The organism is Streptomyces sp. NPDC127068 (genome assembly GCF_042724695.1).
In the GTDB taxonomy this organism is placed as follows: domain Bacteria; phylum Actinomycetota; class Actinomycetes; order Streptomycetales; family Streptomycetaceae; genus Streptomyces.
The window spans coordinates 17,866-31,132 of sequence record NZ_JBHXEN010000021.1 but is presented as its reverse complement, the minus strand read 5'-3'; the positions used below and the strand labels follow the sequence as shown (position 1 = coordinate 31,132).

At 74.4% G+C, this 13,267-nt stretch carries 12 protein-coding genes; 5 read left to right on the top strand and 7 right to left on the bottom strand.

What is annotated here, in order from left to right:
- Positions 1–109 precede the first annotated feature (109 nt).
- The 6 genes from ACFWIA_RS15455 to ACFWIA_RS15430 form a co-directional block, all read right to left on the bottom strand.
- Complete coding sequence (locus ACFWIA_RS15455) at positions 110–1,138, bottom strand: oxidoreductase (RefSeq protein ID WP_387004526.1); 1,029 nt, start codon at positions 1,136–1,138, stop codon at positions 110–112.
- A gap of 410 nt (positions 1,139–1,548) precedes the next feature.
- Positions 1,549–2,913 (bottom strand): M14 family metallocarboxypeptidase, encoded by a 1,365-nt coding sequence (locus ACFWIA_RS15450; protein WP_387004523.1) that lies wholly within the window; start codon positions 2,911–2,913, stop codon positions 1,549–1,551.
- 137 nt (positions 2,914–3,050) lie between these two features.
- The gene (locus ACFWIA_RS15445) at positions 3,051–3,914 is read right to left on the bottom strand and encodes an oxygenase MpaB family protein (RefSeq protein ID WP_387004520.1); all 864 of its coding nucleotides are present in this window, start codon (positions 3,912–3,914) and stop codon (positions 3,051–3,053) included.
- 243 nt (positions 3,915–4,157) lie between these two features.
- On the bottom strand, positions 4,158–6,347 hold the full coding sequence (locus tag ACFWIA_RS15440; protein WP_387004517.1) for a 3-hydroxyacyl-CoA dehydrogenase NAD-binding domain-containing protein: 2,190 nt from the start codon (positions 6,345–6,347) through the stop codon (positions 4,158–4,160).
- A 75-nt stretch (positions 6,348–6,422) separates the two neighbouring features.
- A complete protein-coding gene (locus ACFWIA_RS15435) occupies positions 6,423–7,637 on the bottom strand; it encodes an acetyl-CoA C-acetyltransferase (protein WP_387004514.1) in 1,215 nt (404 codons plus the stop codon).
- A 76-nt stretch (positions 7,638–7,713) separates the two neighbouring features.
- Complete coding sequence (locus tag ACFWIA_RS15430; RefSeq protein WP_387004512.1) at positions 7,714–8,892, bottom strand: CaiB/BaiF CoA transferase family protein; 1,179 nt, start codon at positions 8,890–8,892, stop codon at positions 7,714–7,716.
- Between the two features lie 282 nt (positions 8,893–9,174).
- Here ACFWIA_RS15430 and ACFWIA_RS15425 point away from each other — a divergent pair, with 282 nt between their 5' ends.
- The 3 genes from ACFWIA_RS15425 to ACFWIA_RS15415 are packed head-to-tail and all read left to right on the top strand — an operon-like array spanning position 9,175 to position 11,448.
- Positions 9,175–10,116 carry a helix-turn-helix transcriptional regulator gene (locus tag ACFWIA_RS15425; protein ID WP_387004509.1) on the top strand — a complete coding sequence of 314 codons (942 nt, stop codon included), beginning with the start codon at positions 9,175–9,177 and terminating at the stop codon, positions 10,114–10,116.
- Positions 10,113–10,862, top strand: a complete 750-nt coding sequence (locus ACFWIA_RS15420; RefSeq protein ID WP_387004506.1) for an SDR family oxidoreductase — start codon at positions 10,113–10,115, stop codon at positions 10,860–10,862. Before ACFWIA_RS15425 ends, ACFWIA_RS15420 begins: the two co-directional genes overlap by 4 nt.
- The gene (locus ACFWIA_RS15415; protein WP_387004503.1) at positions 10,855–11,448 is read left to right on the top strand and encodes a hypothetical protein; all 594 of its coding nucleotides are present in this window, start codon (positions 10,855–10,857) and stop codon (positions 11,446–11,448) included. The genes ACFWIA_RS15420 and ACFWIA_RS15415 overlap by 8 nt, the downstream gene beginning before the upstream one ends.
- 13 nt (positions 11,449–11,461) lie before the next feature.
- Here the strand turns inward: ACFWIA_RS15415 and ACFWIA_RS15410 are convergent, their stop codons facing one another.
- Positions 11,462–12,175 (bottom strand): endonuclease V, encoded by a 714-nt coding sequence (locus ACFWIA_RS15410; protein WP_387004500.1) that lies wholly within the window; start codon positions 12,173–12,175, stop codon positions 11,462–11,464.
- Between the two features lie 93 nt (positions 12,176–12,268).
- Between ACFWIA_RS15410 and ACFWIA_RS15405 the strand changes: the two genes are divergently transcribed.
- Positions 12,269–12,568, top strand: a complete 300-nt coding sequence (locus ACFWIA_RS15405) for a YciI family protein (protein ID WP_387004497.1) — start codon at positions 12,269–12,271, stop codon at positions 12,566–12,568.
- Between the two features lie 164 nt (positions 12,569–12,732).
- A complete protein-coding gene (locus tag ACFWIA_RS15400; protein WP_387004494.1) occupies positions 12,733–13,149 on the top strand; it encodes an SsgA family sporulation/cell division regulator in 417 nt (138 codons plus the stop codon).
- The last annotated feature ends 118 nt before the right edge of the window (positions 13,150–13,267 follow it).

Sequence of the window (13,267 nt, the reverse complement as noted above, 5' to 3'; positions counted from 1 at the left end):
TCGCGTTCACCGGCGCATCGGAGCGCACCCCCTGCTGGTCGTGGCGGACGTCATGGTGTCGCGGCGGTCACGGTCGGACGGTCACTGCCCGCCCGGTGTCACGGTGTGCTCATCGTACGGAGGGCGCGACGAGCACGCTGTCCGTGGTGCGTGCCACCAGGAAGGATCTTCCGCCGCGTACGTCGCCGTCAAGCGGAATGCGGTGGTGCCCGGGGCCGAGCACCCCGTCGAACACCTCGTGGGTGCGGGTGCGGCGCAGCCGGTCGAGGCGGTACGCGAGCAGCCGCACCCGGCAGGTCGAGGACACGTCCACCCCGGCGTCGCCCCCGGCGCTGGAGAGGTGGGTGAGTCGACGCCGTCCGGCCCGGGCGGTGTCGAGGGCGTGCTCGACCTGGGCGACGAGCAGCGGGACGATCGGGGCCAGCCCGTCCACGTAGGTGACGGTGAGCCCGGCGTGGTCGAACGTGGCCCGGACCAGGGTGCGTTCGGCGTCGGGGACGGAAGCGCCGAAGGCGACCGCACCGTAGGCGCGCAGTTCGTCGGCGGGCACGTGGGCGGCGTCCCGGGTGATGTCGGCGCCGATGCCGATGGTGCGCAGGGCGGCGGCGAGCCGGGCGAGGACCGCGACCCGGTCACCGATCAGCAGCACCCGGCGCCGGGCGGGCGCCGTGCCCTCGACCAGCTGTTGGAGGGCGGCGCGGTACTCGGCTCCGCGGAACCGGAACGGTCCCATGCCGTGGTAGCCGTTGAGGGGGAGGTCGACGCGCCGGTCGGTCTGCCAGGCGAAGTCGCGCCAGATGACGTCGTCGGGATCGGCGGGGTCCCGTTCGATGACGGCGGTCACCGCGCCACAGGCCAGGTCCTCGCACTCGGGACAGCCGTAGATGATGTGGCGGTCGTCGGCGAGCGGTGCCGGGGCCTCCAGCAGCAGGCCGCGCACCTGGGCGGTGAAGATCGCGGGCGGCACGTCCGAGGCGAGCGGGGAGACGGCGTCGAGGTCGGCGAGGCGGTACAGCAACGGGCGTCCGTCGATGATGAAGTCCACGAAGTCCCGGTGCGCCTGTAGCTCGCCGTTGGCGAGGACCCCGCCCGCCCGCGTGGCGGGTGCCAGGTCGAAGGATGCGTACGCGGCAGCCATGTCCTGAGTATCCCCAGCCGGGCCGGCCGGTGCGTACGACCGCGCGTGCTCGCGCGCGCCGCGGCGGTGCGCCGGGGCGCGCGCAGGGGCCGACCGCGCCGGGACCACGGCGGGTCGGGCCCCGCCCTCGAACCGGGCCCGGCGGCGGTGCGCGCCGGGTCTCCGGTCGCGGGGCGGCGCCCGCGAGGGCCGACCACCTCGGTCGATTCCTCCGGACGCCCCGAGCGGGCCGGTGCGTGCGCGGGGCGGCGGGGGCGGAGCGGTGGGCGGGCCGGGGGCGGGGCGGACGGACCGTCCCGGGCGCGGGGGCGTACGCATGGTCGAGGGCGTACCCGGCGTGACGCGCCTGGACGGCCCGGTGAACGCCGGGGCGGTCACCGGGCCCCGGGAACGTGCTCCGGCCCCGACGGTCAGGACTCGGGGCAGGTGTCCACCGGTTCGGCGGCGACGAGGTCGTACGCGGCGCGGCCGTCGAGCAACAGGGGCACGAGGGAGCGCAGGGACTGGCGCAGCGGGACGAACGCACCGCCGTCCTCCGTACGGTGCAGCCGGACTCCGTGCAGGGCCAGTTCGTCGCCCACGTCCACGTACTGGGCGACGGTGAGCCGGTAGCCGCACGGCGGCCGGTCCAGGATCTCGGTGGGTTCGGCGGGATCGTTGTCGGCGCCTCCGAAGTAGATCAAGCCGCAGTCGCGGTGACCGGCCGCGCGGGCCGCCGTCGTCGCGGCTTCGATCCGGCCGCGCCGCTGTTCGGAGAACCGTCGCAGGCCGTCGAGGGCGGTGAGGTGGGAGGAGACCCTGCGGCGGTTGTTGAGCGCGGCATCGGCCCGCTCGGCGTCGGTGAGGGGGTTGACGCGGCTTTCGATGAGCAGGCCGACGGAGTGCTTGGCGCCGGAGGCGTTGCGCAGGATGCGTTCCTGTCCGTCGCCCGCGACCTGCCGGATCGGCTCGCCCGTGTCCGGGTCGGTCCAGATCCCGTAGGTGCCGGTGGAGTGACCGGCGCGGGCGGCGGCCGGGCGGACGTACTGCGCGGACAGTTCCCGGGCTTCGGCGTGGACGGCCGCGGCGGTGTTGAGGTTGCGGGGCCACAGGTCGAACAGGTCCTTGTCGTAGTACCGGGGGGTGGCCCCGTACTCGTGCAGGTCGTAGATGACGTCGGGGCGGTGGTCGCGGATCACGGCGGCGAGGGCCCGGGCCTCGGGGGTGCGCAGGGCGAGGTGGTCCCGGTTGACGTCGATGCCGAGGGCGTTGCCCCGGGTGTCGGCGGCGCGGCCGTCCGGGTTGGCGTTGGGCACGACCAGGAGGGTGGTCCGGGCGAGGAACGCGCGGGTGCGGTGGTCGCGGGCGAGGGCGAGGTCCCGGACGGTGCTCAGACAGGCTTCCCGGCCGGCGGGTTCGTCGCCGTGCTGGCTGCACACCAGGAGCACGGTGTGTCCCGTGGGACGGGGTCCACCGATCCGGACGAGGGGCAGGGGTCGCTGTTGGGTGCTCGTCCCGATCCGGGACACCGAGACCCGGGGGGAGCGCCGGTCGACCTCGGCCAGGAACGTCCGCTCCTCGGCCTCCCCGGTCCATCGGGCGCCGTGGGACTCCTCGAAGCCGGTGCGGGGCGGCGGGGGCGGGTCCGCGTGGGCGGGCGCGGAGAGCAGCGGGACGGCCAGGGCGGTGGCCGCGGCGAGGAGGACGGCGCGTGAGCGGGCGCGGGGTCGGGGCGGGGAAGGGACCCCGGTACGGCTGGTGCGGGGGTGACCCGGGGGACGCTCTGGAGTCGGCATGCGCGGACGGTACTGCGGTGAACTCCTGGGCAAAAGAGTGTGGTTCAGGCCCCGGGCGGTGGTGGGCGCCCGGCCGTGCCCGCTCCCGGCCCGGTGGGTGCGCCACCGGGCCGGGAGCGACGGGGCTCGGGAGGGTGTCAGTCGAGTCCGTGCCGGGAGCGGGCCCGGTGCGCCTCGGGGAAGTAGCGGAGTCGGTGCGGGAGTCGGGTGACGACGAGGCTGATGATCCGGCACACCCGGCGCAGCCTCCGCTCCTGGGCGGAGGTCCAGGTGAGGCCGAGCGCGTCGCGGGCCTCCGGCGGCAGCAGACCGATCGAGAGGAACCTGCGGAACCGGAGGAACAGCCGACGCGCCACGGGCCATGTCCAGCGCACCGGTGCCTGCAAGGAGCGCGGGCCCACGTCGAGGACGGGCAGGGGTTGGTGCGGGTCCAGCAACTCCCGCGCGACCCTGGTGAGTTCGATCTCCTTGAGTGTCTCGCGGTAGTACGGCCAGAACTCCTCGACGGATTCCGGCAGATCGCGTTCGTGGATGCCGAGGAGCTGTCCGACCCTGCGCCATTCGGCGAAGTACTGGCGCTCCTCGGGCTCGGTGTAGGGGCGGCCCCAGAGGTAGGGGTGGGCGTAGCGGGCCACCGGGAAGCCGGTGGCGTGCACCCAGGCGTAGGTACGGGCGGCGAGGGCGTGGTACGGCCGGCCCTGTGCGTCCGTGCCGTGGATGCCGCGGTGCAGCAGGCGCAACCTGCGCCCCTCCTCGGCGGCGCGCTCCTCCCCGTACACCCACAGGAGGACGGACCGCATGGACCGGACGCCGCGCCCCCAGGGGTCGGTGCGGAACACGGAGTGGTCGTCGACGCCGGCGCCCACCGCGGGGTGGCTCACCTGGAGGATGAAGGCCGGGCCGAGGGTCAACAAGGTGCGGATGTCACCTGTGTCCTGCCAGAGGATGCCTCCGGGCGGGGGCGGTTGGGGAACACGGGAACGTGGGACATCGAGTGACATATGTCCAGTATGAGGAAGATATCGCCAGGGAAGCTCATTTGGCCCCGCGCGTCCGGTGATTCCGGGACACACGTTCGAAGTTGAGCCGCGGCCTTGGGAACGCGCCGTGCGGGGCCCGGGTGTTGGGGGTCGCGTACGCGAGCGGCCGGGGGTGTCGCGGACCGGTGAGCCGTGGTGGCGCCGCAGTGTGCCGCGCGACCCCGGTCCGGCACCGGCGCGTGGGCACGGTGCCGGCTCCGCTGCTCAGCGGTCGTGGAACGGCTCGCCGCGGTCGGCGCGGGCCACCAACGAGGCGGGCGGCGCGAAGCGGTCCCCGTAGCGGTCCGCGAGGTCCCTGGCCCGGGCCACGAAGCCGGGCAGCCCGCCCTCGTACCCGTTGGCGTACTGGAGCACTCCCCCGGTCCAGCCGGGGAACCCGATGCCGAACAGGGAGCCGATGTTGGCGTCCGCGACGGAGACGAGCACGCCCTCGTCCAGCAGGCGCACCGTCTCCAGGGTCTCGGAGAACAGCAGGCGCTCCTTGAGGTCCCGGAACGGCACCTCGGCCGCGGTCCGGGTGAAGTGGGTGCGCAGCCCGGGCCAGAGCCGGCCGCGCTCGCCGTCGGCGTACTCGTAGAAGCCCGCGCCGCCGCTGCGGCCCGGGCGGTCGAACTCCTCGACCATGCGGTCGATGACGGCTTCCGCGGGATGCGGTGTCCAGGTGCCGCCGGCGTCCTCCACGGCCTTGCGGGACTCGTCGCGGATGCGCCGGGGCAGGGTGAGGGTGAGTTCGTCCATCAGGGACAGCACCTTCGCCGGGTATCCGGCCTGGGCGGCGGCCTGTTCGACGGAGGCGGGCTCGACGCCCTCGCCGACCATCGCGACGCCCTCGTTGAGGAACCGGCCGATCACCCGGGAGGTGAAGAACCCGCGGGAGTCGTTCACCACGATCGGGGTCTTGCGGATCTGCCGCACCAGGTCGAAGGCGCGGGCGACGGCTTCCGCACCGGTCCGACCGCCCCTGATGATCTCGACCAGCGGCATCTTCTCGACCGGGGAGAAGAAGTGCAGACCGATGAAGTCGGCAGGACGTTCCACGCCTTCGGCGAGGTCGGTGATGGGGAGGGTCGAGGTGTTGGAGCACAGCAGGGCGTCCGGGGCCAGCAGGTGCTGGACCTCCTGGAACACCCGGTGCTTCAGCGCCGGGTCCTCGAAGACGGCCTCGATGACCGCGTCGCAGCCGGCGACCGCTTCGGGATCGGCGGCGGGAGTGATCCGGGCGAGCAGGGCGTCGGCCTCGGCCCGGCTGGTGCGGCCCCGGGCGACGGCCTTGGCGCACCGCTTCGCGGAGTGTTCCTTCCCGCGGGTCGCGGCCTGGAGGGACACGTCCTTGAGGACGACGTCGATGCCGGCGCGGGCACATGCGTAGGCGATGCCCGCGCCCATCATGCCCGCGCCGAGCACGGCGACCCTGCGGACCCGGCGCGGTTCGACGCCCCGCGGCCGGTTGGCGCCGGAGTTGACGGCCTGGAGGTCGAAGAAGAACGCCTGCATCATGTTCTTGGCGGTCTGCCCGGTCACCAGTTCGGTGAAGTAACGGGACTCGATGGTCTCGGCGGTCGCGAAGTCCACCTGGGAGCCCTCGACGGCCGCGGCGAGGATCGCCCGGGGCGCGGGGTAGGGGGCGCCCGCCGTCTGCTTGCGGAGGTTGGCGGGGAAGGCGGGCAGGTTCGCGGCGAACTTGGGGTGGGCCGGCGTCCCGCCGGGGATGCGGTAGCCGGGGACGTCCCAGGGCTGCCGACTCTCCGGGTTCGCCTCGATGAACGCCCGGGCCTTCGCCAGGAGTTCCGCGGGGCTGTCCGCGAGTTCGTGGACGAGTCCGGCGTCCCGGGCGCGCCGGGGGTGGTACTGGGTGCCTTGGAGCAGCACCTTGAGGAGCGCGTCCGCGATGCCCAACAGGCGGACGGCGCGGGTCACCCCGCCACCACCGGGCAGCAGGCCGAGGGTGACCTCGGGCAGGCCGATCTTCGATCCCGGGGCGTCCAGGGCGATCCGGTGGTGGCAGGCGAGGGCGATCTCGTAGCCGCCGCCCAGGGCTGCCCCGTTCAGGGCGGCCACGACCGGGACGCCCAGGGTCTCGATGCGGCGCAGGTCGCGCTTGACGCGGCGGGTCGCGTCGCACACCCGTCGGGCGTCCTCGGGGCGGACCCGGATCAGCTCGCGCAGGTCGCCGCCCGCGAAGAAGGTCTTCTTGGCGGAGGTGACGATGACGCCGCGGACGCTGCTGCGTTCGGCCTCCAGCCGGTCGGCGACCGTGGTGAGGGAGGTCTGGAACGCCGTGTTCATGGTGTTGGCGGACTGGTCGGGGTCGTCGAGGACGAGGGTGACGATCCCGGCGCGGTCCTGTTCCCAGCGGATGGTCGACGGGGTCGGTCGGGTGGTGGGCTCGCTCATGGTGGGCTGCTCCGATGCGGCGGGTGGGGGCGGTGGGCTCGGCGGTGACGGCGGCGCGGTGGTGGCGGCGCGCGGTCAGACGCGTTCGACGACGGTGGCGATGCCCATGCCGCCGCCGACGCACAGCGTGGCGAGCCCGTAGCGCTGCTCCCGGCGTTCGAGTTCGTCCACCAGGGTGCCGAGGATCATCGCTCCGGTGGCGCCGAGGGGGTGGCCCAGGGCGATGGCCCCGCCGTTGACGTTGACCCGGTCGAGGGAGAGGCCCGTCTCCCGGACGAACCGCAACACGACCGCGGCGAACGCCTCGTTGATCTCCACCAGGTCGATGTCGTCGAGGCTGAGCCCGGCCTTGGCGAGGGCCTTGTGGGTGGCGGGCGCGGGTCCGGTGAGCATGATCGTCGGTTCGGAGCCGGAGACCGCGGCGGACACGATCCGCGCCCGGGGGCGCAGCCCGTAGCGCTCCCCCACCTCCCGGGAGCCGATGGCGACGAGGGCGGCGCCGTCCACGATCCCGGAGGAGTTGCCCGCGTGGTGGACGTGGTCGATCCGCTCGACCCAGTGGTACTTCTGGAGGGCCACCGCGTCGAATCCGCCGAGGTCGCCGATGTCCGCGAACGAGGGCTTCAGGGCGGCCAGCGAGTCGGCGGTGGTGCCGGGGCGGGGGTGTTCGTCGTGGTCGAGGACGACGAGTCCGGCACGGTCCCGCACCGGGACGACCGAGCGGTCGAAACGGCCGGCCGCGCGGGCCGCCGCCGCCCGTTCCTGGGAGAGTGCCGCGTACGCGTCGACGTCCCGGCGGGAGAAGCCCTCGATGGCGGCGATGAGGTCGGCGCCGATGCCCTGCGGGACGAAGCCGGTGGCGAGGTTGGTCATCGGGTCCGCGAACCAGGCACCGCCGTCCGAGGCCATCGGCACCCGGGACATCGACTCCACCCCGCCCGCCAGGACCAGGTCCTCCCAGCCGGAACGGACCTTCATCGCGGCGAGGTTGACGGCTTCGAGGCCCGAGGCACAGAAGCGGTTCTCCTGGACCCCGGCGACGGTGTCGGGCAGGCCCGCGGCGATCGCGGAGATCCGGGCGATGTCGGAGCCCTGGTCGCCGACGGGGCCGACGACGCCGAGGACGATGTCGTCGATCGCCGCGGGGTCGAGGTCCGGGAAGCGGGCCCGCAGCTCGTGGATCAGACCGACGACGAGGTCGATGGGCTTGGTGCCGTGCAGGGCGCCGTTCGCCTTGCCGCGACCGCGCGGGGTGCGGATCGCTTCGTACACGAATGCTTCGGTGGTCACGGGTGAACCTTTCGGAGGGGTCGACCGGGGCGGGCGGCGGGCGGTTCCCGGGCCCGTCGGTGCGCGCGGCACCGGGTCACCGGCCCTCGGGCGGGTGGTCGGACGGGGTGGCCACGAGGTCGGGCACGTCCCAGTCCCGGGCCACCTCCGCGGTGTCGGCGCCGGGCCGGGCGGGGCTCCGGCGGAGGGCGCCCGGGGTGGCGGAGAACCGCGGGGCGGGCGCGGGTTGCGGCACCCCGTCCCGGGTGGCGAAGGTGCCGCGGGCCACGAGGTGCGGGTGCGCCGGGGCCTCGTGCAGCGAGAGCACGGGTGCCACGCAGGCGTCGGAGCCCTCGAACACCTCGGTCCACTCCGCTCGGCTCCGGGTCAGGAAGCGGTCGGTCACGGCCGCGCGCAGGGCGTCCCAGTGGGTCGGATCGTCGCGCAGCGCGGCTGCCGGGCCGAGGTCGAGCAGGTCGGTGAACTCGTCGTAGAACCGTCGTTCCAGGGCGCCGACGGCCATGTAACCGCCGTCCGAGGTCCGGTAGCAACCGTAGAACGGGCAGCCGCCGTCCAGCAGGTTGGCGCCCCGCCGGTCCTGCCAGTGTCCGGCGGCGAGTAGCCCGTGGACCAGGGTGGCGAGGTGGGCGGCGCCGTCGACGATCGCGGCGTCCACGACCTGACCGACGCCGGTGGCGCGGGCGTGGTGCAGCGCGGCGAGCAGACCGACGACCAGGTAGAGCGAGCCGCCCGCGTAGTCGCCGAGGAGGTTGGCGGGCGGTGCGGGCGCGTCGGTGGGCCGTCCGATCGTGCCGAGGGCGCCGGTCACCGCGAGGTACGTGAGGTCGTGGCCGGCGCGCGGGGCGAGCGGGCCCTGCTGGCCCCAGCCGGTCATCCGTCCGTAGACGAGCCGGGCGTTGCGGGCGCGGCAGTCCGCGGGGCCGACGCCGAGGCGCTCGGCGACCCCCGGGCGGTAGCCCTCGACGAGGAGGTCGGCGCGTGCGGCGAGCGCGAGGACCCGCTCCCGGCCGCCCGGGGACTTCAGGTCGACGCGCACGGAGCGCTTGTTGCGGTGGGTCAGGTCGTGTGCGGGGTCGGGGCCGGGCCACAGTTCTTGGCCGCCCGGGCGGTCGACCCGGACGACGTCGGCGCCCAGGTCGGCGAGGAGCATCGCGGCGAAGGGGCCGGGGCCGATGCCCGCCAGCTCCAACACGCGCACGCCCGTCAGGGGGCCGTCGGTCGTGGTCGCCCCGCCCGGCAACGGTGGCTCGGTCATCGGACCCCCTCGGTGGGTGGTGCTGCTGCGGTGCGTGCCGTCCGGAGCGCGGCGCGGGCACTCCGGCGATGCTAGATACCGGCCGGTAACCGCACAAGACGCCGAGCGGGCAAGCGCTTCGACGGGCGCCCGTCCCCTCCATGATGGGCCAGCCGTCGGGGCGGGACGATCAGGACACGACCGTCCGCACCCGCCCCGACCGCCCGCCACCATGGCGTGATCGTTCAAGACGGAGCCGCCGACCGCGCTTAGCGTGGAGGTACCGAACGGCAGGAGGTGGCTGTGGACGAGGACTACGCGAGTGCGCAGCTGGTGGCGATGGCGCGCCGTGCCCTGGCCGCCGAGGGCATCGAGACGGTGGCCCCCGCGGGTGAGGGGGCGTTGCTGCCGCTGGCCGCCAAACGCCGGTTCCTCGCCGAGGTGGAACACGCACACGGACTGTTGCCCCTGCTCCGGGTGGGACAGCAGTTCTCGGCCGTCAGGTCCGATCCGGCCGTCTCCGCACTGTTGCGCGCCGGCTCCCCGCTCGACCTGCTCGAACGGTGGTGCAGGCTGGAGCGGTTCACCCACTCACGGCACCGCGTGGCACTGCGCCGGTCCGGGCCGCGGTACCTGACGGTCGAGCACCTGGGGCCGCCCGGGGCGCCGCCCGGCGCCGCCGAGGACGCCGTCGTCCTCGGGGTGCTCACGGCGCTGCTGACCATGACCGGCGCCCAGGACCTGACGGTCGCCGTCGGACAGGAGCACGCGCACACCGTTTTCACCGGCGGGGTGTTCACGGCGGAACCACCGGCCGGTGACAGCGCCCACTGGCGGTTCGACTGGACCGGCACGGCCACCGCCCCGCCCGTGGGCGCGGAGACCACCGGGTCGGACCCGGTCATCCGCACCCGTACGCTGCTCGCCGCCGATCCCGCCCGCCGCTGGACGCTCGCCGAACTCGCGACCGCGCTCGGCTGCTCGACGCGGGTGCTCCAACGCCGGCTGGCCGGGGACGGCGGCTTCACCGGGCTGCTCGCCACGGTGCGCGCGGAAACGGCCGCCGACCTGCTCATCCACGGCGAACACCCCACGTCCGTCATCGGGTTCGCGTGCGGTTACGCGGACCAACCCCACTTCACCCGCCGGTTCAAACACCGCACCGCGATGACCCCGGCGGCCTACCGAGCGGCGTTCGGGCGCTTCGCCCGGGCCGCCTCCCCGACGACACGAAGGAAGCGATGAAGCTCCACGGCACCACCGTTCTCGTCACGGGCGGCGCCCGCGGCGTCGGCCGGGAACTGACCCGGCAACTGATCGACCTCGGTGCCCACGTGGTGGCCGTGGGTCGCGATGCGGACCGGCTCGCGGACCTCGTGGCCGTGCACGGCGACCGCGTCTCGGTCGAGGTCGTGGACCTGTCCGATCCGGCGGCCGTCGACGCCCTCACCGACGACTTGCCCGACCGCCACCCCGCACTGCGGGCCGTGTTCAACAACGCGGGCGTCCAGCACCTCACCGACTTCCTCACCGCGGACCCCCGCACCGTGCGCCAGGTCGTGCGCCGGGAGCTCGCCGTCAACCTGGACGCCGTCATCACCCTGTCCACGGGGCTGCTCCCCCATCTGCGGAGCCAGCCGTCCGCGGCCATCGTCAATGTGAGCAGCGGTCTGGCCATCGCGCCCAAACCCTCGGCGCCCGCGTACTGCGCCGCCAAGTCGGCGGTGCGGACCTTCACCCGGGCCCTGCGCTACCAGTGCGAGGACGGCGCACCGCACGTCCAGGTGGTCGACGCGGTCCTCCCCCTCGTCGACACGGACATGACGGCGGGCCGCGGCCGGGCCAAGATCAGCCCGGCCGAGGCGGCGCGGGCGGTGATCCGGGGGGTGCTCCGCGGTCGGTCGGACGTCTACGTCGGCGGGGCGGCGCTGCTGCCCGCGCTGATGCGGATCTCCCCGTCCCTCGGCTACCGGGCCCTGCGCCGTGGCTGAGGCCGTGGCCCCGCGGGCGCCGGGCACCCGGACGGGCCGTGCGCTGTCGCGGCTGGACCGGGCCGCGCACCGCCGGTGGTTCCTGCCCGCGGTCGGCGCGTTCCCGCTCGGAGACTACGTACTGCCTTTCCTACCCGGCCAGTTGCTGCTCGCGGGGTTGGCCGCGCTCCATCCCCGGCGCCGGACGGCGCTCGTCCTCACCTTCGTCGCCGGGTCCGTGCTGGGGGCGTTCCTGACCGCCGTCGCCGTGCAGTCCGCCGGCCCCTGGCTGCTGGACCTCGTACGCGGACTCGCCCCCGAACAGGCGGAGTTGGACCGTTTCGGCGATCTGATCGCCGCACACGGGCACTGGGCGCTGGCCGCGCTCGCCCTGCTGCCGTGGACGCCGCGGGTCGCGGTGGTGGCCTGTGCGCTGGCCGGCATCGACCCGTGGACCGTCGCCCTGGCCGTGCTGATCGGCCGGCCCGTGCCGCTCACCCTGGTCGCGCTGGCCGGGACCAGGGCGCCCGGGTTGCTGCGCCGGTCGCGGCGGATCGACCGGGTGCTCGCCGAGGTGATGGCGCAGCGTCGGCCGGAGGACCGCTGAGCCTGCGTCGGCCTCACGATCCGGCGGTGCGGGCGGCCAGGGCGCGGCGGCAGAGGGAGTCGGCCCGGCGGGTGGTCTCCGGGAGGCGGTAGCGCGGGGCCAGGGCCAAGGTGTGGGCGAGCGCCGTCGGCAGGTCCACCCGGTGGCCGACGGAGACGTACACCGGTTTGACACCGGGCTGGGTCCGCAGGGCCGCCCCGACCCGTTCGGCGCCCGCGAGCAGCGGCGCGGACGAGCCGCGGGGCCGGTCCGGGTCCTCGTGGGTGAAGGTGAACGGGTTCTTGGCGACGCCGATCGTGGGGAGTCCGGTGAGCACCCCGAGGTGGCTCGCCAGTCCGAAGCGGCGGGGGTGCGCGAGACCATAGCCGTCGCACACCACGAGACCCGGGTCGGTGGGCAGGGCGGCCAGTGCCGCGAGGACGGTGGGGAGCTCCCGGAACGCCAACAACCCCGGTACGTAGGGGAAGGAGACCGTTCCCACCGCCGTGGCCTCGGCCACGACCTCCAGGGTCGCGCAGTCGAGGACCACGGCCGCGGCGACCACGGTGTCCTGGGTGTCGTCGTACGCCACGTCCACCCCGGTCGCCCGACCGGTGCCGGGCGCCGGGCCCGCCTCGTCCCGCACGACCAGCGCGCGCAACTCGTCCTGGACGGCGCGCGCCCGCTCCTGGGTGGTGGGCCAGTCGGCGGGCAACTCGGCGGGCCGGGGCAGCGGTACGGCGTTCATGGTGGCACGAGCGTACGGGTCCGGCCGCGGACGAACCCCGGGAGGCCCCTCCCCCCGCCGTCCGCCGGGTCGTCAAGGGATAGGATTTCGGTCATGTTCGTTCTGGAACTGACCTACACCGCGCCGGTCGAGGCCGTGGACGCGGAGATGGCTGCGCACCTCGCGTGGTTGGACGCGCTGTACGCCTCCGGGGTGATCATCGCCTCGGGCCGCAAGCAGCCGCGCGACGGCGGGGTGCTGCTCGCGGTCGGCGACGACCGCGCGGCGATCGAGGCGCTGGCCGCGACCGATCCGTTCGTGACGGCCGGGACCTGTGCGTACCGGATCACGGAGTTCGTCGCGACCAGGACCGCCCCCGCCCTCGCCGGGTACCGTCAGCCGGCGCCGCACTGAACCCGCCCGAGCCCGGCCTGCGGAGCGGGCGGGCCGTGACCGAAGTCACGGGCCCCCGGCTAGACGCAACGGGCCCTTCGACCGTCTGTAGGAGTGTCCGGGTCTTCGGCGGGGCCGGTCACGTCCGCCGGTCGACCGCCCCCGCCGCCACGAGGGAGCAGGCATTGTCCATGGTCATCGAGCAAGCCGTGGAAGCGCGCTTGGTCGCCGCCGCGCCCCGCATGGCCACCATCCCCGCCGTGCTGCGCTACGAACAGGCCGACCCGTTCGCGGTCCGGATGACGTTTCCCGCCCCCGCCACGCTGGAGGGCGTGGACGTGTGCTGGACGTTCTCACGGGAGCTGCTGGCCTCGGGGATGGAGGAAGCCGTGGGGCAGGGCGACGTACGGGTGCGCCCGTACGGGTACGACCGCACGGTGATGGAGTTCCACGCTCCCGAGGGCACGGCCATCGTGCACCTGCTCAGCGGTGAGCTGCGCAAGTTCCTCCGTCGGACGGACGGTCTGGTGGCCCGCGGACGCGAACACCTGCACCTCGATCTCGACGGGGACCTGGCGCAGTTGATGCGCGACGCCTGCTGACGGCCCTCGCTACGACCCCGTTCGCCCGGTGCGGGCGGGTACGGCCGGGTGGACGGGTGCGGGGAAGAATCCGGCGGGTGCCACGGTTACGTCACGCACCGACGACACCGTAGGCAAC

Excerpts from the sequence above, each read along its gene's own strand:
- ACFWIA_RS15440 (WP_387004517.1), bottom strand. The coding sequence starts at position 6,347 with ATGAGCGAGCCCACCACCCGACCGACCCCGTCGACCATCCGCTGGGAA.
- ACFWIA_RS15420 (WP_387004506.1), top strand. The coding sequence starts at position 10,113 with ATGAAGCTCCACGGCACCACCGTTCTCGTCACGGGCGGCGCCCGCGGC.
- ACFWIA_RS15455 (WP_387004526.1), bottom strand. The coding sequence starts at position 1,138 with ATGGCTGCCGCGTACGCATCCTTCGACCTGGCACCCGCCACGCGGGCG.
- ACFWIA_RS15430 (WP_387004512.1), bottom strand. The coding sequence starts at position 8,892 with ATGACCGAGCCACCGTTGCCGGGCGGGGCGACCACGACCGACGGCCCC.
- ACFWIA_RS15405 (WP_387004497.1), top strand. The coding sequence starts at position 12,269 with ATGTTCGTTCTGGAACTGACCTACACCGCGCCGGTCGAGGCCGTGGAC.
- ACFWIA_RS15445 (WP_387004520.1), bottom strand. The coding sequence starts at position 3,914 with ATGTCACTCGATGTCCCACGTTCCCGTGTTCCCCAACCGCCCCCGCCC.
- ACFWIA_RS15410 (WP_387004500.1), bottom strand. The coding sequence starts at position 12,175 with ATGAACGCCGTACCGCTGCCCCGGCCCGCCGAGTTGCCCGCCGACTGG.
- ACFWIA_RS15450 (WP_387004523.1), bottom strand. The coding sequence starts at position 2,913 with ATGCCGACTCCAGAGCGTCCCCCGGGTCACCCCCGCACCAGCCGTACC.